Annotated in this window: 22 protein-coding genes; 8 read left to right on the top strand and 14 right to left on the bottom strand. The window is 56.9% G+C overall.

Annotated elements, in window-relative coordinates; genetic code table 11:
* Positions 1 to 42 precede the first annotated feature (42 nt).
* Both VFA76_11635 and VFA76_11630 read right to left on the bottom strand, forming a co-directional pair.
* On the bottom strand, positions 43 to 1,134 hold the full coding sequence (locus VFA76_11635) for an SDR family NAD(P)-dependent oxidoreductase (protein HZR32487.1): 1,092 nt from the start codon (positions 1,132 to 1,134) through the stop codon (positions 43 to 45).
* Between the two features lie 174 nt (positions 1,135 to 1,308).
* Positions 1,309 to 1,608, bottom strand: a complete 300-nt coding sequence (locus VFA76_11630; GenBank protein HZR32486.1) for a DUF1330 domain-containing protein — start codon at positions 1,606 to 1,608, stop codon at positions 1,309 to 1,311.
* A 204-nt stretch (positions 1,609 to 1,812) separates the two neighbouring features.
* On the opposite strand from VFA76_11630, the gene VFA76_11625 reads away from it, so the two are divergent.
* From VFA76_11625 to VFA76_11615, 3 genes are read left to right on the top strand one after another with little or no spacing between them, the layout of a single operon-like run.
* Positions 1,813 to 2,097, top strand: coding sequence for a hypothetical protein (locus VFA76_11625; protein ID HZR32485.1), 285 nt, complete (start codon positions 1,813 to 1,815; stop codon positions 2,095 to 2,097).
* Between the two features lie 36 nt (positions 2,098 to 2,133).
* On the top strand, positions 2,134 to 2,442 hold the full coding sequence (locus VFA76_11620) for a hypothetical protein (protein ID HZR32484.1): 309 nt from the start codon (positions 2,134 to 2,136) through the stop codon (positions 2,440 to 2,442).
* A gap of 28 nt (positions 2,443 to 2,470) precedes the next feature.
* Positions 2,471 to 3,085: a hypothetical protein gene (locus VFA76_11615; GenBank protein HZR32483.1), complete on the top strand. Its 615-nt coding sequence runs from the start codon at positions 2,471 to 2,473 to the stop codon at positions 3,083 to 3,085.
* Between the two features lie 22 nt (positions 3,086 to 3,107).
* Here VFA76_11615 and VFA76_11610 read toward each other — a convergent pair whose 3' ends face one another.
* Complete coding sequence (locus tag VFA76_11610) at positions 3,108 to 3,425, bottom strand: PilZ domain-containing protein (GenBank protein ID HZR32482.1); 318 nt, start codon at positions 3,423 to 3,425, stop codon at positions 3,108 to 3,110.
* A gap of 21 nt (positions 3,426 to 3,446) precedes the next feature.
* Here VFA76_11610 and VFA76_11605 point away from each other — a divergent pair, with 21 nt between their 5' ends.
* The 4 genes from VFA76_11605 to VFA76_11590 all read left to right on the top strand — a co-directional run bounded on the left by VFA76_11605 (position 3,447) and on the right by VFA76_11590 (position 8,184).
* Positions 3,447 to 4,346, top strand: coding sequence for an alpha/beta hydrolase (locus VFA76_11605; protein HZR32481.1), 900 nt, complete (start codon positions 3,447 to 3,449; stop codon positions 4,344 to 4,346).
* Between the two features lie 114 nt (positions 4,347 to 4,460).
* Positions 4,461 to 5,252: a sterol desaturase family protein gene (locus VFA76_11600; GenBank protein ID HZR32480.1), complete on the top strand. Its 792-nt coding sequence runs from the start codon at positions 4,461 to 4,463 to the stop codon at positions 5,250 to 5,252.
* Between the two features lie 167 nt (positions 5,253 to 5,419).
* The gene (locus VFA76_11595; GenBank protein ID HZR32479.1) at positions 5,420 to 6,565 is read left to right on the top strand and encodes a cytochrome c; all 1,146 of its coding nucleotides are present in this window, start codon (positions 5,420 to 5,422) and stop codon (positions 6,563 to 6,565) included.
* Positions 6,565 to 8,184 carry a hypothetical protein gene (locus VFA76_11590; protein ID HZR32478.1) on the top strand — a complete coding sequence of 540 codons (1,620 nt, stop codon included), beginning with the start codon at positions 6,565 to 6,567 and terminating at the stop codon, positions 8,182 to 8,184. Before VFA76_11595 ends, VFA76_11590 begins: the two co-directional genes overlap by 1 nt.
* Positions 8,185 to 8,276: 92 nt before the next feature.
* Here the strand turns inward: VFA76_11590 and VFA76_11585 are convergent, their stop codons facing one another.
* From VFA76_11585 to VFA76_11560, 6 genes are all read right to left on the bottom strand, one after another.
* The gene (locus VFA76_11585; GenBank protein HZR32477.1) at positions 8,277 to 8,978 is read right to left on the bottom strand and encodes a pirin family protein; all 702 of its coding nucleotides are present in this window, start codon (positions 8,976 to 8,978) and stop codon (positions 8,277 to 8,279) included.
* 77 nt (positions 8,979 to 9,055) lie between these two features.
* Complete coding sequence (locus VFA76_11580) at positions 9,056 to 9,574, bottom strand: MarR family transcriptional regulator (protein ID HZR32476.1); 519 nt, start codon at positions 9,572 to 9,574, stop codon at positions 9,056 to 9,058.
* Between the two features lie 56 nt (positions 9,575 to 9,630).
* Entirely contained in the window at positions 9,631 to 10,662 is a 1,032-nt protein-coding gene (locus VFA76_11575; protein ID HZR32475.1) for a YncE family protein, read from the bottom strand.
* A gap of 122 nt (positions 10,663 to 10,784) precedes the next feature.
* On the bottom strand, positions 10,785 to 11,963 hold the full coding sequence (locus VFA76_11570; protein ID HZR32474.1) for a pilus assembly protein TadG-related protein: 1,179 nt from the start codon (positions 11,961 to 11,963) through the stop codon (positions 10,785 to 10,787).
* A gap of 21 nt (positions 11,964 to 11,984) precedes the next feature.
* A complete protein-coding gene (locus VFA76_11565; GenBank protein HZR32473.1) occupies positions 11,985 to 12,587 on the bottom strand; it encodes a TadE family protein in 603 nt (200 codons plus the stop codon).
* Entirely contained in the window at positions 12,588 to 13,121 is a 534-nt protein-coding gene (locus tag VFA76_11560) for a TadE/TadG family type IV pilus assembly protein (GenBank protein HZR32472.1), read from the bottom strand.
* A gap of 350 nt (positions 13,122 to 13,471) precedes the next feature.
* Here VFA76_11560 and VFA76_11555 point away from each other — a divergent pair, with 350 nt between their 5' ends.
* Positions 13,472 to 14,110: a hypothetical protein gene (locus VFA76_11555; GenBank protein HZR32471.1), complete on the top strand. Its 639-nt coding sequence runs from the start codon at positions 13,472 to 13,474 to the stop codon at positions 14,108 to 14,110.
* Positions 14,111 to 14,146: 36 nt separating this feature from the next.
* Here VFA76_11555 and VFA76_11550 read toward each other — a convergent pair whose 3' ends face one another.
* The 5 genes from VFA76_11550 to VFA76_11530 all read right to left on the bottom strand — a co-directional run.
* Positions 14,147 to 14,860 (bottom strand): PilZ domain-containing protein, encoded by a 714-nt coding sequence (locus tag VFA76_11550; GenBank protein HZR32470.1) that lies wholly within the window; start codon positions 14,858 to 14,860, stop codon positions 14,147 to 14,149.
* 164 nt (positions 14,861 to 15,024) lie between these two features.
* Positions 15,025 to 15,528, bottom strand: coding sequence for a hypothetical protein (locus VFA76_11545; GenBank protein ID HZR32469.1), 504 nt, complete (start codon positions 15,526 to 15,528; stop codon positions 15,025 to 15,027).
* A gap of 112 nt (positions 15,529 to 15,640) precedes the next feature.
* Complete coding sequence (locus VFA76_11540; GenBank protein ID HZR32468.1) at positions 15,641 to 18,211, bottom strand: DUF6600 domain-containing protein; 2,571 nt, start codon at positions 18,209 to 18,211, stop codon at positions 15,641 to 15,643.
* A 182-nt stretch (positions 18,212 to 18,393) separates the two neighbouring features.
* On the bottom strand, positions 18,394 to 19,755 hold the full coding sequence (locus VFA76_11535) for a sigma-54 dependent transcriptional regulator (GenBank protein ID HZR32467.1): 1,362 nt from the start codon (positions 19,753 to 19,755) through the stop codon (positions 18,394 to 18,396).
* 5 nt (positions 19,756 to 19,760) lie between these two features.
* Positions 19,761 to 20,617: ATP-binding protein (locus tag VFA76_11530; protein ID HZR32466.1), on the bottom strand; the 857-nt coding region annotated here is incomplete at its 5' end.

Genomic DNA, 20,617 nt, shown 5'->3' with positions numbered 1-20,617 from the left:
GCTCCTGATAGAAAATCAAATTCGGTGTCTTCGCTACCTTGATTACGCCAACGCCGCCGCGGCGCCTGGATCTCCTGCTCCGCCACTTGGCGACTGCTGGTTGAACTCTTGAGCCGCATCCTGCCCTAGCTTTGTCAAAAAGGACCTGGTCAGCGCGGTTTCGCTATTCTTTCCCAAGTGACGGGTCGAAGCATCGCCCGGTTCCGGCAACACGCGATTGACTAATCCCAGGAGATCTGCGGTTAAACCTGGAGCTACACCATGGGCTAATGCGAGCGCCTTGGCCTGCGGCGTAAGAATCACTTCGGCTTGCCCCCGCCGTACCGCGGCCACGATCCTGCGCGCAGCTCGGCGCGCATCCATCGAAACCAGAGGCAACGTCGCTCCCATACTGAACCAGGTGTACTCCTGTTGGTTGTTCCCTTTGAAATAGGCGTTTATGTGCGAACCGGTGCGCATCAGGCCAGGCACAACTGTAGTCACTTTCACTGCTGATTTCGCCAGCTCGGCGCGCAATCCCTCTGAAAAGCCGACGGCAGCAAATTTCGCACTGCAATAAGGCAGCAAGTGCGGAATGCTTACCTTTCCGCCAATCGAGGTGATATTCGCAATGCGCCCTTGTCCTCGTCGTTTCATCTGCGGCAGCACCGCCAAGGTCGGGTACACCGTTCCCCAGAACATCACATCCATAGCTTCCTGAAAATCGGTGATGGTCTGGGATTCCAGCGGGCCCACCGTAATCACACCCGCATTGTTTACGAGAATGTCTATGGACCCGAAACGAGCGGTCGCCTGAGCCACCATTGATTGGACTTCTTCCTGAACGGTGACGTCACAGGTTATCGCGAAGACCTGCGCTCCCTGAGAAACGAGACTTGACTCGGCACGCTGCAGCTCAGCCCGGTCACGCGCGCAGATCACCAGCCGGACACCCTGCCGCGCGAACTCGTGTGCGAGTACCAGGCCCAAGCCCCGGGAACCGCCGGTGATGAGGACGGTCTTGTCGTGCAAGGACTCACCCATGCGCAAGCGCCGGTAGAGTCCGTAGCCCGCGAAGCCAAGGCCCGCACCGGCAAGGATGGTTGATCCCGCCACCCCCAGAGCGCCGAGACCCAAGACCGCTTTCCAACCCACGGGTACCTCCCGAGCAACTCGATACTGCTTTTTGATGAACGAGATTCTCGCAGAGTGGCCTTCGCAGAAGGGTCTGGTGGGATGTGGGGCTACTCGGGGCAGAACAGGCCAAGCACTGGGGCTAATTTATTCGACTCGGGAACACGGCTTGAGCGGCTCGGGCAAAACTCGGGATCAGGCCTTCTCGCGCAGGCTCCGAACCATGACAATGTTTGCGTCAATCGCGCGTTCTCGCAGGGGGATGATTTCACGGTACTCTGGCGAGTCATACCACTGCTGCGCCTGTTCGATAGAGGGAAATTGCACGATCACCGTGCGCACATACGGCCATGTGCCCGCCTTGGTGGCATGCTCCGGTTCAATTGCCACCCAGTATCCGCCGTGCTTTTGCAGCATCGGACGTACCTTCTCCGCATATTCATCAAAACTTTTATGATCGAGGATTTTCTTGATTGTGACTACCACGTACGCCATAGGCTCCCGTCTGTGATGCGTCCTCGTGATCCTCTTTAACGGGGTTGTCACTGAGCGAGTGGCGACCAAACCAAAGAGCCACCAGCGTGAGAATCTTGGGTGTGTCAAGTATACAATCGCGACTGCTTAACAGCCTTGTCCAATATTCCTGACGTGCTTGGCAACAGGCACCGCTCCGTGTACTTTAACCAGACAGGAGGGAAGATGGCTTGGATCAAAACCATTCCCATCAGCGAAGCCAGCCAGGATTTGCTGGATGCTATGAAGAAGGCCCACGAGCTTTATCCGGCCGAGTACCTCGTTCCGGTCCATCCCAGTGTGGAAGGAGGCCCTGCCGAAATCGTAGCTTCCCACACCTTATTGCCGCAGGCCCTGTACCACGCCTTTGCCACCTTCGGGGTGCTGATGTCGCCCGATCTTCCTCTGACTCGACGGCAGCACGAGATGATCACTACCGTGGTGTCAGTTACGAACCGGTGCGTTTATTGAATTGAGTCTCACGCAGAGTTTCTGCGTCGGGTCACGTTGGATGAATCGCTGGTGCGGGCGCTTGAGTCGGACTACACCACCGCCCCCATTACAACTCAAGAATTGGCCATGCTGGATTACGTGGTCAAGCTCACGAAGGATGCGACGCGGGTTAGCCCCGATGACCATGCGAAACTGAGAAAAGCTGGGTTTGATGACAAGGCTATCCTGCAGATTACATTGATCGCGTCCTGGTTCAATTACATCAACCGCGTTGCAGATGCGTTAGGAGTCGGCCGGGAACCCGCGCTTCAGGGGGCTGGAGCTCAGGCGCCTGCCAGGCAAGCGAGCGGACCGAAAAAATAAATCAAACAGTAAGAAGGGTGGAGGGGAAATGAAGCCAAGAGTCATGGTAGTGGGGTTAGCTATTCTGGTGAGCAGTGCGGGTTGGGCCCGCGCCGCGAGTTATCAAACAACTGCTACTGACCAGGAGAAAGCCGCGAGTTCCAATAACAGCGCGGAAGCGCAGGCAAAAAATTCAAGCACGGCTGCCAATTCCAGCGACGTGAAAACCGTTGACGGTATTATGGCGGCGGTTTATGACGTAATCTCCGGGCCGCCCGGCCCGCGCAACTGGGACCGATTCCACACTCTTTTCCTACCCCAGGCAACGCTCGCCACGGTCGAAGCCAAGCCCGGGGCAGCGCCGGAATTAATGGTAGTCAGCCCCGATGGTTACATCAAGCTTGCTCAGCCCTACTTCGACAAGGAAGGTTTTTTCGAGAACGAGATCGGGCGTCGCAGCGAAGCCTATGGCGCGGTGACGCACGTGTGGAGCACTTACGCCTCGCGGCACACCAAAGATGGAAAGCCTTTCGAGCGCGGCATCAACAGTTTTCAGTTGGTCAACGATGGCACTCGCTGGTGGGTGTTGAGCATTCTGTGGGACTCCGAGCGTAAAGGAAATATGATTCCCGGTAAATATTTGAAAACGGTTCGGGACAAGTAGAGGTTAAGAGGCTGACTGTGATCTACAGAGGATTTCCGGACTGTGCCTGAACCAGCTCTTGCAAGCGGGCTTTGTTTTCGGGGCCCAGGTCGATAAATTCAATCCCCATTCCCATGGTCGGGTGGACAACTCGCACCAATCCGGGGAAGCGCATGGGCTGCCCATTAACCTGGAATCGCAACTCCAGGCGCGTGCCGGCGGGTTCGGGGGTGATAGTCTCGACATAGCATCCACTTACACTTATGTCGCTGATCACCCCTCGCAAAGGAGCGCCGCTACCATTTTGGGACAACTCGACTTCGCACCGAAAGACAAAGCGAGGTAGAGGCCGACGATCCATTCTGATGAATTGAACCATGACGTGCGATCTAACTCAAACGTTACCAAAGTGACTGCCGTTCCGGGTTATATCGTCTTTTGTATATTTTTGGCGCTCACCGCTGCCATGGATAGCGAAAGCATCTTGACGAAGTCCCCGCCCCCTGCGGATGCCAAGCTGGCATACGGAACTGACCCATATCAGTTCGGAGAGATGCGGCTGCCTGGCGGCAAGGGGCGACATCCTGTACTCACCTTTATTCATGGTGGCTTCTGGCGCGCCAAGTATGACCTGAAGCACGCTGGCCATCTTTGCGCAGCACTTGCCAAATCCGGCATTGCCACCTGGAACCTGGAATACCGTCGAGTGGGCAATTTTGGGGGTGGCTGGCCGGGAACCTTTGAGGACATCCTCCAGGGCTACCGTTTCTTGTCCCAATTGGCTGCGCGATACTCGTTGGATATGAACCGCTCGTTAATTGCGGGACACTCCGCAGGCGGGCAACTGGCGCTCTGTTTGGCGGCGCACCAGCGCTTGGCGGTCGCTGTCATCTCATTGGCCGGTGTCGTCGATCTCCAGCAGGCGTGGGATTTGCATTTGAGCCACGATGCCGTCGCCGAATTTTTGGGCGGTTCCCCGCAGCGGGTCCCAAAACGCTACGAAGAGGCATCTCCGATCCAGCTCCCACTGGGCCAGACGCCTCAATGGTTGATTCATGGCGCAGATGATGACACCGTTCCGCCCGTCATGAGCCGGCATTACGTGGAAGTGAAGCGCAAGCGCGGCGAGCAGGCGAACCTGCTGCAAATTGAGCACGCAGGGCACTTTGACCTTATTGACCCGGAATCCAATGCATGGAAGCAGGTGCAGGAAACCACCCTCCAGCTAATCCAAAGGTCGGGTCGGAGGCACCCCCTTTCCGGGATGCCCGCCAAACCGTGACCTCGGTAACCTCGAAGGGTCCTTCTTCTGCAGCCACTGGCGCGGGTTAGCAACTCAGCCGTGTTGTTCGGTGTCTAACGTTTGTAGATGGTTTCGGCGGTCCCCGGGACCCATATGTCAGCAACGGATGTTTCGGCCACGGAGTTCAGGCCCACGGAAGTTCGCAAGCTGAGCGCCAACGAAGTGACGGCTCACGCCCTCGCGTACGGATCAATCAAAAAACGTAACAACGCTATGTCGGCGATGCTCTCTGGCATTTTGCCGGCGATCGTTCTCGCCCACTACTTTCCCACCAGCTGGCAAAGATGTGTTATCGGGGTGATTGTCGGATTGCTTTGGTCGAACGCCTTTGAGTACGTCTATCACCGCTGGCTGCTTCACTGTCCCACGACCTTGTTTGGCAAAGGACATCTCTTACATCACAGCAGCGTTGGAACTCCGGAAGAAGCTGAACATGCGACCTTTGGTGAGTCGCCGGTGTACGTAATGGCGCTCTTCGTGGTGAACGGTGTGCCGGCGGTCCTCGGTGAATACTTTCTGCATACCGGACTTGTGCCGGGACTCTTCCTCGGCTGGGCTATTTACATGATCGCAGTAGAGGAAATTCACTGGCGTTTTCATCTGGGCGGGTGGCTTCCTTTGGGCCTGCGCGAAGCGCGCATTTATCATCTGGCGCACCACGATATTCCTGACGGACGTTACAACGTATTTTTCCCGCTGTTCGATTTCCTGACGGGAAATATGACGCCGCCGATGGACCAAATCCAGTTACCTGCCTACGCCCTGAATTCCACCGAGGGCCGTAGGCAAGACCTAGGCTTGGCGACGTGGGTGCGCGAGACAGCCTGCATCACATGGGCGCTGATCCTGCTATTGGATTACCGTTTTCTCACCGGCAGCAAATAAGACTAAAGACCGCTCCTGGCGAAAATTCAAAACTCATTCCGTATAATGGCTGGACAATTACGGCGGTACGAACAGCTGCCGCAATTTCAACATTCATCTGGTCGTCGGCATTCCGTACTGGCGAAGCACAAAGCACAACAGCAACCGCAGTTTATGAAATCACCTGTATGAGAAAGCAAAACTGCCGCTGTACTGGTCTCTCCGCGGTTGTTCTCGCACTGAATGCGCTCTTTGTTGTCGCGACCGCCGGCGTGCTGCTCGGACAAACTACGACCAGTTCCACGGCTGACTTGCGATCGGGAGAGAAGATTTTCAAGTCCGGGTGCGTTGCATGTCATGGTCCGGACGGCACAGGGATGGCCAAGGCCATTGCCGGATTTGAACCGCCGCGCACCTTCCCCGATTTCACCCAATGCGACCAGACCACTCCGGAACCGGACACCGCCTGGAAGGCGGTGATAACTCACGGTGGGCCTACCCGCGGGTTTTCACAGATCATGCCATCTTTCGGCGAAGCTCTGACCTCTGAGCAGATGGACGATGTAATTAAGTACCTGCGCGCTTTCTGCCGCAATCCTCATTGGCCGCGAGGCGAATTGAATCTCCCGCGAGCCTTGGTGACAGAGAAGGCCTTTCCAGAGAAAGAAGAGGTGATCTCAACCGCGGTCAATGCGCATGGCGCTCCCGGCGTGATGACCCACATCGTCCATGAGCAGCGCTTTGGGATCAAGAATCAGCTTGAGGTTGATGTTCCGATCACTTTTGAAGACCAGAACCACACCTGGTACGGCGGGGTCGGCGATACCACTATCGGTCTGAAGCGGGTCATGTTTTCGACCACGGGATCGATTTTAAGTTTATTTGGCGGGGTGCTGGTGCCGACCGGCAGCAGAGCACGAGGCTTCGGAACGGGAACCACGACTTTCGAGACCTTCGCCGCTTTCGACCACCTTTTTAGCACGAATACTTTCATACAAACGCAATTCGGCGCTGAGTTGCCGCGTCACACTCAAATCGCACCTCAATCCGTATTTTTCAACAGCGCATTGGGCCAGAGCTTCGCAGCCGATCACGGGTTGGGTCGATTATGGTCGCCCATGGTGGAGTTCGTCGCCGCCCGAGATCTTGTGGACAAGGCAAAGACGGATTGGGATACGGTTCCTCAACTGCAAGTCACCATCAGTAAGAGACAGCATATTAAGGCCGATCTTGGCCTTCGAGTGCCCGTGAACAACACCGCCGGACGATCGACCCAAGTCATGTTCTACATTTTGTGGGATTGGCAGGACGGAAGGCTGAACGAAGGATGGTAATGCGACCACACGCCTGGCGTTTGATTCTCGCTCTGGGACTGCTCAGCTCGCCTTTGGTCTCGACGAGCTGGGGACAACAGAAAGAGTTGAAGCCAGAGTTTCACACCTCGGATCGCTGCCTGGCCTGTCATAACGGCCTGACAACTCCGTCAGGCAAAGACGTCTCAATTGGGTTCGATTGGCGGGCCAGTATCATGGCGAATTCCGCGCGTGATCCTTATTGGCAAGCGAGTGTTCGACGCGAAGACATCGACCACCCAGAATCAAAAGCTGCAATCGAGGATGGTTGCGCGGACTGCCACATGCCAATCGCCCGGTATCAGGCAAAATTGCAAGGTCGTTTGGGTGAAGTGTTCGCGCACCTGCCTTTTAATAGTGATCCCGAGAAGAACGCTGCGGCCAAAGACGGCGTTACCTGTTCGCTTTGCCACCAGATCGGAAAGGAAAAACTAGGCACAAGAGAAAGTTTCAATGGGGGATTCGTGATTGATGGTCCCATCTCTAAAGATAACCATCCGGAGTACGGGCCTTACGTGATTCAAAATGGGCAGGCGCACATCATGCAAACCTCCACCGGAGGCTTTCGCCCGACTAACGATGCCCATATTCAGGATTCGGCGCTTTGCGCCACTTGCCACACGCTTTACACGAAATCTTTGGCACCGGGCGGCAAACAGATCGCATTGTTCCCGGAACAGATGCCGTACCTGGAGTGGTTGCACAGCGACTATCCTCGCAAGAACAGCTGCCAGTCGTGCCACATGCCTGAAGTCCACGGAGTCGCGCCCATCTCAGCTGTGTTGGGCGAGCTTCGGCCTAATGTTCGGGAGCACACATTCGTGGGGGCAAACTTCTTCATGCTGAAGGTGCTGAACCTCTATCGAAATGACCTCAGCGTGGATGCGCTTCCCGTGGAGTTAGCTGCGGCAGTGGACAGGACGACTGCGTTTTTGCAATCGCAATCTGCCAAGGTGACGATTCGCAACATTGAGCAAAGTGCCGATCGTCTGCAAGTGGACGTATTCGTACAAAATTTGACCGGCCACAAACTCCCTACTGCCTATCCGTCGCGTCGCGCCTGGCTCCATTTGGTGGTTCAGGACCACAACGGACGTAAGGTGTTTGAATCTGGAGCTTTGAATCCCGACGGCTCCATACAAGGCAATGACAACGATAACGATCCGCTGCGTTTTGAACCACACTACAGAGAAATCAAGAGTACTGACGAAGTACAAATTTACGAACCCATTCTTAAAGACCAAGATGGGCATGTGACCACGGGACTGGTTAACGCAGTGGGATATATAAAGGATAACCGTCTGCTGCCGTTCGGTTTCCAGAAGCAGACCGCCGACCAAGACATCGCTGTGGTGGGAGATGCTGCGGAGGATCCTAACTTTACCGAAGCGGGAGATCTGGTGCGGTATTCCGTATCAGTCGGCGATGCGCCAGGACCGTTTCATGTGGATGCGGAGCTGTGGTATCAGCCAATAGGTTTTCGCTGGGCCCACAACCTCGCGCCCTATCAAGCTATGGAAACTCGACGGTTTGTGACCTACTACGATTCCATTCCCACGGGAACAGCCATTATTTTGGCGAAGTCGTCGGCGAGCCGGTGACCTATTTGATGGCTGCCGCCCAATAAGGTTTGAGAACGGGCACGAGGGCGGATTCCCCGCGTCCCGGCGCCCGTCGGAGCCCCCTGCTGGCGCTACGCCAAGTCGAAAAGCAGGAACTCAGAAGTATCAGCTTCACCCCTGACCTCGACGTTGGGTTCGCCCTCAATTGAAGCCCCGTCGCCGGCTTTTAGGGTCGTGCCGTTGAGCGTGATCTCGCCCTCAACCACCTGGATCCACGCACCCCGGGATTTCTCAAGCGGGTGGCGTACGGTGTTTCCTTTCTGCAGCAAGCTGGCATAGAGTTCCGCATCCTGGTGAATGGTTACGGACCCATCCCGCCCTTCAGGCGAAGCGATCAGGCGCAAGGTGTTGCGCTTTTCTTCTGCCGGAAATGTTTTCTGTTCATAACTGGGCTCTATTCCGTTCTCCTCCGGCAGGATCCAGATCTGGAGTAGGTGAACCGGTTCTGTGCGAGAGTGGTTGAACTCGCTGTGCAGGACGCCGCTGCCGGCGCTCATACGCTGCACTTCGCCAGGTCGAATGCTGGAACCTGTACCCATGGTGTCCTTGTGGGCAAGCTCGCCCTGCAGCACATAGGTGATGATTTCCATGTCACGATGTGGGTGCATGCCAAAGCCTTTGCCCGGTGAGACCCAATCTTCATTAATCACGCGCAGGCTGCGGAAACCCATGTGCTTGCGGTCATGATAATCAGCAAATGAAAAGGTGAAATGTGAATCCAGCCAGCCATGATTGGCGTGGCCGCGTTCGTCGGCAGGACGGATGGTGGTCATAGGCGCTCTCCTTCACTGCTTTAGATGCTTTAACGTTAAAATAGTTTCAAGCGGGTATGATGCCTAGGGCCAGCCGCTTACCTTACTGCCGAGCTGGCGCTCGGCCGCACAGGCGAGGGCGCCTGTGCCCACGTGGCTCCGGTGACTGCCAATCCGAGCTTGCGGCAGAGCTCGCCCAGTCTCTCTTGCTCTTGAGCGCTGAGGTGGCCGAGCAGTTGGACAATCCGCCGGGCGTGTTGTGGAAAGGCACGATCCATGATGCGCTTGCCCTTGTCGGAAATGGCCACGCTGACATAGCGGCGATCCTGAGCGCCCCGTTCTCTGATGACCAGACCGCGTTTTTCCAGATTGCGCACCACCATGGTAAGGTTGCCGCCGGTTTTCAGGATCTTGCGGGCCAAATCCGAAAGGCACAACGGCCCCACGTGGTAGAGCGCTTCGAGAACGGCGAACTGGCTGGGCGTTAAATTGTGGCCGGCCAGGGTGCGCACTGCCGCGGCATGCACGCTCTCGCTGGCGCGCAGCAATTTCACGTAGGTGTCGAGCGCCCTCGATTCTGCCGAGGTCCTCGTACCCTTCTTCACGCGACTGCTCATGATGCTTCAATATTAAAGCGTCGCGATGACCTGATGCCAGTCCCCGAATAAATCGGCTACTTTCCGTATACCAGTAGCACGAAGCTTCCGGGAATGACGCTGGGACGAGGATGCGGATTATCTGCAGTGGCGGGGGCTGCGGGGCCGCGCTTTGCAGTCACCAGAAATACGTTGTGGGTCTTCTCATCCAGCGCCATGGTGCGAGCGCCTTTTTCGGTCTTAACGTTATCCAGCACTTTGTATTGGTCCGGCGAGTCCTCATGAATGACGGTGAGTGTGGCATCCTCGCCGTTGGAGCTGAACACGAGAGCAGTGGCGGGATCGAAGCCGTTTGCATCCACCCCTTCCCCAATGGGCAGAGTCGTGATTACCTTGCCGGTATCAGCATTGGTGACCGCCATCATCTTGTTATCGCAGCCAGAAAAAATGCGCCGGTGCTCGCGATCCATGGCCAGCCCGGAAGGTTCCTGGCAGGGCTTCAGGTTGTAAGTCGCCTGGACCTTGTTTTGGCGCGAATCAATTTTAGCGAGCGCGCTCGTATCTTCGAGATTTACGAAAATGTTACCTTTGCCGTCGGCCGCGGCGAATTCCGGCTTTGCGCCCAGGGGGATGGTTGCAATAACTGTGCCCTTCGAAGGATCAACCACCGTGGCATCCTTGCTCCTGCCGTTGAAACTGAAAACGTGCCCAGAAGCGGGATCGAAGATGATGGCGTCCGGGTTCTGACCGACGCTGACTTTCTGGATGAGCTTGAGAGTCTTGAGATCGAAGATGCTGACTGTGTTTTCGCGTCCGTTGCTGGTGAAGCCGCGACCCAATGACGGCACGACAGCAATACCGTGCACGCCGGGGGTATCCGGAATGTCGCCGACTACGGAGTAATTGTCGGCATCCACCACCTGCACGTGAGTTCCGTGGGAAATGTAAATGCGTCGGGCATCGGCATCTGCAGTGAGGTAATCCCACCCGCCTTCTCCTCCAATGGTGACTTTCTTCAGCAGGTGGTAGCCGCTGCCGGAATCGGCGGCGAAGAGTGGACTGACGAAGAGAGCACACGTGAACAGTGCAGCAAAAAATTGCTTGCGCATTTTGCCTCCTAAGAACGGCGAGAAATTAGAACACAGCGGGGTGGTATGTGCACATAAGCGATCACTGAGCACAAGCCATTTAAGTGGCCAGCCACTCATGGTGAGCTTGCCTTGGATGGGAGTTACTGGTTCTGAATCAAACGCACGGGCAGAAGGCTGGCGCCGCCACCAACAACAGGAGTCGCGCCGACCGCACTCGAACCGGCTATGTTAAGTATGGTGGCTTTAATTCCATCAACACCCCCGCCGCCACCATGTCCTCCGCCGCCGCCTTCGCTCCCACCGCCCCCGCCTTCACCTTCATCCCCGGCGTAGCTTTGGATGAAAAGCTGCATGAACCCTAGGATAGTGCACTGGCCACCGAGGCAAGAGCTGTAGAGCGGGACTGAAACTATAGATGAACTGGTAGTAACCCGGTTGGTGGTGGTGATGACACCAGCCTGGACGAGCGGATTGGAGCTACCAGGAGTGACTAAAAATGGAGGTCCATTGATGTCATCCTGCCCGGGAGAGTTGATGAGATCATTGAGCCCGGCTTGCGTGCCGCGAGCGTTGTCCGGCAGCTTGCTCATCTGGTCGCCGGACTGGTGCTGAGCAGGGTTGCAGGTTTCAATGTTGGGCTGATATTGCGCTGGGTCTTCAGCCGGCGCCAATTTGATCTTTCTATAATTTGATGCATCGCCACCTGCGTACCAGGTAAAGCTTGTTCCGATGAGGGCTGCATCGGCGATTGTCCCGCCGGCCGTAAGGATAGGTTTGCCATCGGGGGTGCTGTTTGGAAAGATCCAAGGCTTCAGGCAGGCAGAGGAAAATTGGGCCGAGGAACCTGAGGGATTGAATGCCTCGGCTGTAGCCTTGGCGACGATATTGCTGGAAGAGCCAGAGCTCCCTAAGAAGCGTTGCAAGGCACCGGCAAGAAAAGTCGGTACGGCACGGCGGATGGTCACTTGAACTTGGGGATTTCTAGTGTCGTCGGTAATAACCACATCCGTATCCGCAATATTCGCGAGCTGACCAAACACTTCGTTGGCATCACCCACAGCTTTCGCCTGCGTCCTGGCTTGCGGTTTAAAGCCGTCACAGGTGGCGTCATTGCTGCAACCAGCGTCAACGAAGACCTTGGCGCCAGCAAGAGCCGCAGCATCGGCAGCGCGTTGTGCTTCGGTGCGAGCCACATACAGAGTAGCCACATCGATGGCCAGAGCGCCCATCCCCAATAGTATGACCAGGGCAAATGCTGCCAGGAGGAGGGTTGATCCACGTTCTTTGGATGGCGCTTGCGGAAATCTGTAAGGTTTCATTTCGTCTCTCTACACGTCTCTCTACACTTGGTTGTTCATTACCGAATGCGTGGTGAGTGTAAACAGACCGGGTAAGTTCGCTCCGGGAGCAATCAATTGGATGGCCTTATGGATCATGTAAAACCGGGCCGGAAAAGAGATTGTGACACGGCTCATGATGACAGCGGCGCCATTGGCGGATACCGCGGGACTTCCCCGATAAGCCCTTTCTATGGTGATGACCAAATTGTCGGGACAACTCCCGGTGAAGGTCCAGGTCCAAAATCCGGGATGAGTTTCGCTGAGAGTGCAGGCGCTGTCTATGACCTTGGCCTGCTTCAGGTAATTCAGGACCGCATTAGCCACGGCGTTAACCGAAGGTGGCGCCGCTGATGACAAATCCAACGTGCTTTGACGGACGGCGAGACGCGCTCCGTCGCGCGCGGCATTGGCGAGCTTGTCGCGCAATGTGAAAGCCCCGCCCAGATCGAAAGCTGCCACCGTGAAAACCAAAAACACCGGCAATACCATGGCGAATTCCACGATCTGTGATCCGCGCTCTTTGCTGCGGGCTGAACGCAGCTTCGGTGGATGAGTATCGCCGCTGCGCCTGAGGGTGGTTTTCGTGGATTGTTGTTCTTTCACTTATTGTTCCTGTGCCATCTGCACGCTGGTCTTCAGTGTGACCGCCGGCAGGTTCAATACCGAGCTGACATTGGTATTCATGGAAAATGAAAATGGCGTCGCATAACCGAAGCTCACCAACACCCCGCATTGTTGCGGATCTGAACTGGGAGACGAAGAGTTGAGCTTTATGTTGCGACACAATCTGATGTTATGGTCCAACATGCTGCAGTCCAAGGTTGCGCTGCAAGAGATAGCACTGGGCGCGTAAACCTGTAGTGCGTCCAAATCAATGTGAGAAGCTTGCAAAGCAGTGGTGACCGCATCCACAACTTTTGACGGATCCGAGGCGTTCCCACACGAGCCACACGTGGGCGCCAATGCCGTACGCGCGCCTTCGCGCGCAGCGCGAGTAATGGTTTCGTAAGCGTTGAACGCTTGTCCGAACCAGATGATCGCCAGGATCAACCCGACAAACAGCGGGAGAACGAAAGCAAATTCCAGTAACTCGGCGCCCGCCTCGTTGCTGCGGGCCTTACGTAGAGGGGAGACCATTGCACCTACCAGCAACTCTCGAGTCTGAAATTCTACCCAACCAGCGAGGAATGGGGAAGCGAAAAGTGCGGCCAGCGCGGGTTTGGGCGCGAACGGCGCGACCGAGCATGATTTTGCACATCTGATGCAAGTTGTTTCCAGACAATAATTTGTCCCTGAATTGCGAGATATGGGCCCCGAGCTTGATCGCAGCTTCCGCAAATCATTGCATCATCAACATGAGTGACCATTACCGCGAGATTGGGCGGCAGAGGGGCTTTCCAACAGATAAATTCCGAAGACGGAGCCGGTATACACCAAACGGCATATAATGGCGAAACTCGAGTGGTTTTGCCGTAGGGATCGGTCGTATGTCCAGCCCAGAACCGAATCTAGACTTCCACAAGCCCGCCTCATCTCCGTGGGAGCGCAAAGTCCCGCATCGCGTGCTGCGTCTATACGTGAGCAGCTTGCGCAATTATCCGAGCTGGAAAAAATTGTGCCAGCCCTACCTGCATCCGGATGTTTTGCAAGCGGTCGAGATCAGCTACAACGCGACGCGAGTCAAGACCAAATCCGCCGAGTACATTTTCAGCTTCACGCAGCGGTCCACGATCATAGATGAGATCAATGAAGCCATTGAAACCGGCCAACTTGAAGTGCGCTGCAATAACACGCTGGTGTTTAAAATTGGCGCCTCCTGCAGCCGTTTGGCAAGCGGCGGGCGGAGGTGGTCACCCCGCAGCATTGAGAGCTTCATCGAAGGCCCGTGGGTGGATGAGTTGTTAGAACTCGCAATTAAGGTCCGGCTGCATGAGCGGCAACAACAGCGGTTGGAACGAAGACAACAAGAGACCCGAATTCACGAAGTGTCCACTCTGCGGAGCAAGCTGGGTTCGCAATGTGCGGTAGAGTCTCCACGAACGCCCTCCGAAAAAGCGATTGACCGGCCAAGACGCGGTTTACTGGCGCGTCTTCTCAGAAGAGGTAACGAAGAGAAAGTCAGCTAAGAGCAGGGCGGACAAGAATGTCCGCTCTCCACGGCTTTAGAAGCAGTGTAGCGCCAGGTCGGCGGTGGCGCGACTGTTCAATTCGGCAAGTCCGCGCTGAAAGTTTTCCCGCGAGATTTCAGGCATGTGTTTGAAGCGAATTCCGGCACGGCCGGCGCCATCCGTCCATGCGGTCTCCCCTTGAGCATCAACGATGACGCGCTCGCTTCCCGGGAGCTGAAAGCGCACGCGCACAGTTGAACTGAGGGGCGTGGGGTGTCCCAAGCGTACTCCCAACCCCTCTTTGCTGACATTCGTAGTGTCGGCTTCAAGTACACGGCGGTCGGCGCAACTGATGAAGGCTGGAGTGCAAATATGATGGCGGAAATAACGCAGGTGCTCCCGGGCCATGGATAGAGAAGCAATTCTCAGCGAGGCCCGAAGATAACTGACTGAAATAGGTTTGTTGAACAGGATACTGACTCCCATCTCCTGCGCCCACCGCTCGCTGGCTGAACTGTCCACCAGAGCAATGATGGGCGTCACAGCATTTGATCGCGACGCGCGAATTCCACTGACCACGGCCTTGGCCGCGACTCCACTTGCGAAGTCAACCAGGAAGCCATCGAAGTGCCGGCTCATGGCAACTTGCACGGCCCGCTCCTCCTCGGTACAGGTTTCCGCGGTTACACCCAGGAACTCGAGCACTGGCCTGAGGGCCTGGAAGGCTTGTGAATCCCGGGAATGGATAAGGGCATGTAAGTGCTTCATTGAGTACGACTATAAACCTGTGCGGTTACCAGCAAACATCACCGAGGTGTGGTGGCCAGAGGGACATGTCCCTTGAAAGGCTTGCCGGGAGCGGGATTCCTCGGTCGCGAGCGCACAACTTGAATCGTTTCAAGGAGCTGCATGGTTCCCGCCAAATTGGAACTTCAGTGTCGAACTGGGGCCGCAAGCTCATAATTGTGGATGGCGCCCCCGATTCCTGCTGCGATGTGCGCGATGGATATCAGGCGTTCCAGGCGATGATGTCCGCTGCGATGCAGGCAGTAGGAAACCCCAACCGAAGCTGCGGCGGCTGCCACCTCGATGCTGAGAAAGAGTGGTTTATTGTCCACGATCGAGTTATTGAGTAGAAGCTCTTTCCGGCCGCGCGTGCGAAATTGCAAGGTGGAAGCGTAGTCCAAACCACGGGCTGCCGCGACTCCGGAGACCAGCAAAATATTCGTTTCGTCCCAAAATTCTTTGTGCGTGCCGGGCCGCTTGACCGGCGTTTGTGCGTTAACTCGTAATTGCGGCGGAGTTTCCCGCGAAAACGCTGCAGGCGTCACGGAAGCAGTTTGCTCTTGCGCCGCTATATTGAGAGGCGACGCAAGAAATGCTGCCAACAAGAGCGCGGCGGCTATCGTAAGGGAATAAGTTTTCGGCCTTACCATCTGCGGGAGATCATACCGGTCAGACTAGCATTACGCCGGTTCGATGAGTCGTCACGAAATTACGGAAAAAGAAATGGCCCGCGCTTTTGGGAAGCGCGGGCCGGACATTTCATTAATGATGGTTACCGGAAGAGTGTGAAGCTCCGCCTCCTGAAGGGTGCCCTCCCCCCGACTGGCGTCCACCACCACCGCCGCCACCGCTGCTGTGTCCACCTGAGGGACCGCCACCGCCCTGGTATCCGCCTCCCGAAGAATAGCCGCCTTGCGGCCGGCTATAACCGCCACTTGAGCTGCCCGAGTAGCTACCCCGGCCATATCCTCCCCGCCCGTAGTCACCTTGTCCCGAGGATGAGCGCGGCGTCACCACCGGCTGTCGGAGGTCGAGTGGCGGACGCCCGCCGCCGTTCGAGGAAGGTGATCGCCAGGAATTATTGTTGGAAGGCGAAGACGATCCTCCTGACTCTGATCGCGGCGTGAAACGCTGCCAGCCGGATCCTTCCGACGGCGCGCTCCTCGGAGGTTGGGCCACGCGAGAACCTGAACCGCGGTTGCCAAACTCCTGTGGCTGGGCGCCGCGCGACTCGCCGCCAGATGCTGACTGAGATGAAGGCGTGAAGCGATGCCACCCATTGCTGTTTCCGCCGGATGTCTGGCCGATTCCGCGCGCCGCAGGTGCACTTTCAACGCGATCACCGGTCCGGTTCCAAGCCCCGCTGCCCGAGGGCCTCATGGTGGAAGGCGCGGCCGACTCCCCGGATTGACCGGCGGTTGAGCCGTTAGGGCGCGAGAAGCTGTGCCATGCCGGGCCGCGAGATCCCGAAGCTTCGGAGGGTTGGTTGTTACTAGAACCGCGAGGAACGGCTCCGTTGTTTAGCGGACGATTGATTTGTGGAGCGGCTCCCCTGCCCATACTTCCGCCGCTGCCCTCACCGAAGCTGCGCCAGCCGGGCCGCGCTTCAGACTGAGTGGGGCCTTGGCCTTGAGAAGTTCTCGACGCGGGAGAGCGATCCATTGTTCCGGGCGCGCCCCGCTGAGGGCTTGACGGTCCCAGTGGTTTGTCCACGCCATTGCGAGAGCCAGATGGACCCATCGGCCTGAACCCACCGGACCGCGTTCCCTCTGGAGGCGAACCTCGATCAGTGGCAGGTGAACGACCCGCAGACACGTTGGGATGCCGTCCCGATGGCATCGGCTGAGTGCGAGGTGACTGCGCGATCATCTTCTGCACCTGCGCTGCCTGCTGGTTGAAAGGACGCGAGCTAGTTGTCGGTTGCCGTGTTCCGAAGAAGCGCTGGTTCCCGCCGCGTACTGCATTGGCCGGAGGATTCACGTTCCGATCTACAGGTCGCAGACTCGCGCGGGTTGGCACTATGGGGACGCGACCAGTAAGAACGCCTCCCTGACGGAACTCGCCCGAGTCAATTCCCTGCTGACCGCGAGGAACTGCTCCTCTTCCAAAGTGCTCAGTCGGCATCGTCGAGACTCCGCGCAACAGGCGCGGATTATTCATGGCCGTATGAAGGTTGGAGATTCCGCGTGCGCCGCGGAAGAGCGGCTGAACTCCGTTCACATTGCGAACGTTGGTGATGTTCGTAATGTTGGTAATGTTGGTGACGTTGACGACGTTTACGTGGCGGCCATACCAGGGGTAGAAGCCATCCCCAGGCCCAATAGGCAACCAGCCGATGTGGCCGAAGCCAAAGCCGAATCCGAAGCCACCGTGGTGGAAGCCGAAGAACGATACGTAAGCCGGCGCCCACAGCGGATAGTAGGCCGGGTACAGCCGTACCGGGCCCGGCCACCAGCACCATGAGCCGCTATAGAGAAACCACCGGCCATAGTGGTACGGCGCCCAACCCCACGGCTCGTAGGAAACCCATGTCCATCCATAATAAGGTTCCCAAACCCAACGACCATCGCGATATGGAGCCCAATCGGGGCCCTGAGCCGGAATCCAGACACTGCCATAGTCAGGAACGCTCTGCCAGTGCCCGTAGACGTCCAGGTCTTCGGAACCGGTGTAATAGCGATCGGTGTGGCGCCAGCTCTCAGCGCGCGCGATAAGGTGATCGCGGTCACTGTTCCAGCTATCAAAGTCGTCTTTGCGAGGGGCATCAACCGTCTGATACTGAGGATTGGTAGTGCCCTGTACAGTGATCATTTGCCCACTGGGTACGCGAGTGCTGCCCTGAGGAGTTGTGATCTCTGCTTCGCCGTCGCGGACAATGACTTCCGTTTCGGTTTCGGAATTAACCTCAATGCGATATCTACCATCACGCACCGGGTGCACGGCGATGTTCGGAGTGTCCACCTCGGCGTCGGCCTCGCTGCCCCGCAGCACGCTGTAATTAGCCAGGCCCATCCCTACTTGCACTTGAATGCGCGTGCGGGTGAGGTCGGCGATTTTGACGGTGGAGTTTTCGCCGAGCCGGACCACATTCGCGTAATCGAGCTGGATCTCAGCGCGGGAGCGGACGCCGGTTGCGATCTGGTCGCCGGCAACTACCGGCGTGTTCAGCGTGGCAGCTACCCAATCCTTGGAATCACCGCGCTGCAAGGTGACGTCCCCATGAATCAGGCTCACCCGAGCAACACCCGGTTGCAGGCGCACCGGATCACCCGCAAAGGCAGTTCCCGTTATCACTAACAAAATGCCTGCCAGTATTCCCAAGTAGCTTTTCACGGCCCACCTCCCGCTGAATTGGTCCAGTCGAGATGCCATAATCCGCCCTCAGTAATGCACCGGATGTGCCAAATAGACGAAGTTGTAAGTGCCGTGTTTTTAGCGAGATGAAAATCTAGGCCGCTGGCCGGAGTGGTGGTTTTCAAGCGGCGGTGGTGGATTTCAACCACCGGGGTTCGACCCTAATCTTTTTCTGGGGGATCGGAAACGCCCATTTGCGACAAGCGATAGCGTAGAGCATTACGCGAGAGCCCTAGCACGCGTGCCGCCTGGCTCTTGTTGCCATTGGCGCGGCGAAGAGCTTCGCGGATGATCTCCTGCTCCCATTGCTCGAGGGTCACCCCTTCGGGGAGGGTCGGTGCGGCCCCTACCTTCGACACGGGCAAATCAAGATGAATGTCGTCGCTGTCGAGGATTGGGCCTGTCGCCAGGGTGACGGCGCGTTGAATTACATTTTCCAACTCCCGAATGTTACCGGGCCAATGGAAATCCATCAGCATCTTCACAGCGGCGGGAGTGACGGTTTTCACCGGCGCCTTCGCGTCTCGGGCGAAACGTTGCAGGAAGCTATTTATCAGTGCCGGGATGTCTTCTTTGTGTTCGCGCAGCGGCGGAATATCAATGGCAACAACATTCAGGCGATAGTAAAGATCTTCGCGGAAAGTACCTTCCTCGAGTGCGGCGCGCAGGTCACGGTTGGTAGCTGCCACCAGGCGGACATCCACCTTTAGAGTTTTAGTTCCGCCCAAACGCTCGAACTCACGCTCCTGAAGAACCCGTAACAGCTTTACCTGTATGGCGGGTGGAACGTCGCCGATTTCGTCGAGGAAAAGAGTTCCCTTGTCGGCCAGTTCGAATTTTCCGGGCTTGCTCGTGGTCGCGCCGGAGAACGCGCCTTTCTCGTATCCGAAAAGTTCGCTCTCGAGCAGATTTTCCGGAATGGCAGTGCTGTTGATCTTGATGAAGGGTCCGGCGCTGCGATGCGAGTGCTCGTGAATAGCACGCGCAATCAGGTCCTTGCCAACCCCGCTTTCGCCGCCCACCAGGACCGTGGTGGTGGTGGGAGCAACCCTCTCCACTAACCCGAGAACCGCCTGCATCCGGTCACTCTGCGCGATGATATTTTTGTACTCGTAGCGGCGGCCGAGCGCCTCCCGCAGGGAACGGTTTTCTTCGCGCAGTTTGTGGGAATCCAATTCCTTGCGAATGACCAGAACCATTTCATCCAGCGAGAAAGGCTTAAGAACGTAGTCGCTGGCGCCAATCTTCATGGCCTCAACTGCAGACTCCACGGAGCCATAGGCGGTCATCACCACAACCGGGAGCGCGGCGTTCACCCGCTTCACTTGCTGCAGGAATTCGAGACCGCTCATGCCGGGAAGCCGAAAGTCGGTGACGACCAGGTCAATTTTTTCGCTGTTCAAGAGCTTCAGTCCGGTCTCGGCGTCCGCCGCGACGTGGGTGGTGAAGCCTTCCTGGCCGAGATTCAGCTCAAGCAGCCGCCGCATCTTGGCTTCGTCTTCAACGATCAGTATTGATGCCATGGATATCAACTCGCCGCCTTGGGCAGAAACACGCGGAACTTAGCTCCTTCCCCGGGTCCACTCTTGAGCTGAATGGAGCCGCGATGGTCGTCCACAATTTTAGCGACGATGGAAAGACCAAGACCAACGCCACTCTTCTTCGAAGTGACAAAGGGATTGAAAATTTGTTCGCGCAGTTCCGTGGGAATGCCGGGGCCAGAGTCCTCGATCTCCACGGTCACCCCGGCCTGGCTATTGGTCTCGTCGGGCGCAATTGAGACTTTAATTTTTCCTCCAGCACAGTTCATCGCCTCGTACGAATTGCAGATAAGGTTCACGAAAACCTGCTCACATAGCTGCTCGTCGGCCTGTACCTGGGGCAGGGCATCCGCGTAGTGGCGTTCGACGGAGATTTTCGAGTCAGGAAACTGCGCATGAACGGACTCAAGGGCGTGCTCCACCAGCGTACGAACTTCAACCGGGCGCAGATCAAGTTGTGAGGGGCGCGCAAAATCCAGAAAGCGGGCGACGAGCGCGTTCAGCCGATTGACTTCTGAAGAAATGTAACCCGCGAGCTCGCTTTCAAGGGGCTGTGAGACCTGCAGTTTTTTGGTCAGCATTTCAGCGGAGCCCTTGATAACCCCGAGCGGATTGCGGATTTCGTGCGCCAGTCCGGCAGAAAGCTGGCCGAGAGCGGCCAGCCTCTCCGCCCGCCGGGCATCAGCCTGGGCTTGCTGGAGCTGCCGATTGGCTTCCGTAAGGATGGCGGAGAGCGCCTGATAGCGCTCAACCTGTTTGCGGTTCTCCATCACAAAGCGGTTCACCAGAAGCGCGGCGAAGAAAAAGAACAGAATCCGGATCGCCAATTCTGAAATCCCGCTGG

The sequence above is a fragment of the Terriglobales bacterium genome (genome assembly GCA_035651655.1).
Classification (GTDB): Bacteria; Acidobacteriota; Terriglobia; order Terriglobales; family Acidobacteriaceae; genus DASRFG01.
The sequence above is the reverse complement of the archived record's forward strand: the minus strand, read 5'-3'. Positions and strand labels throughout refer to the sequence as shown.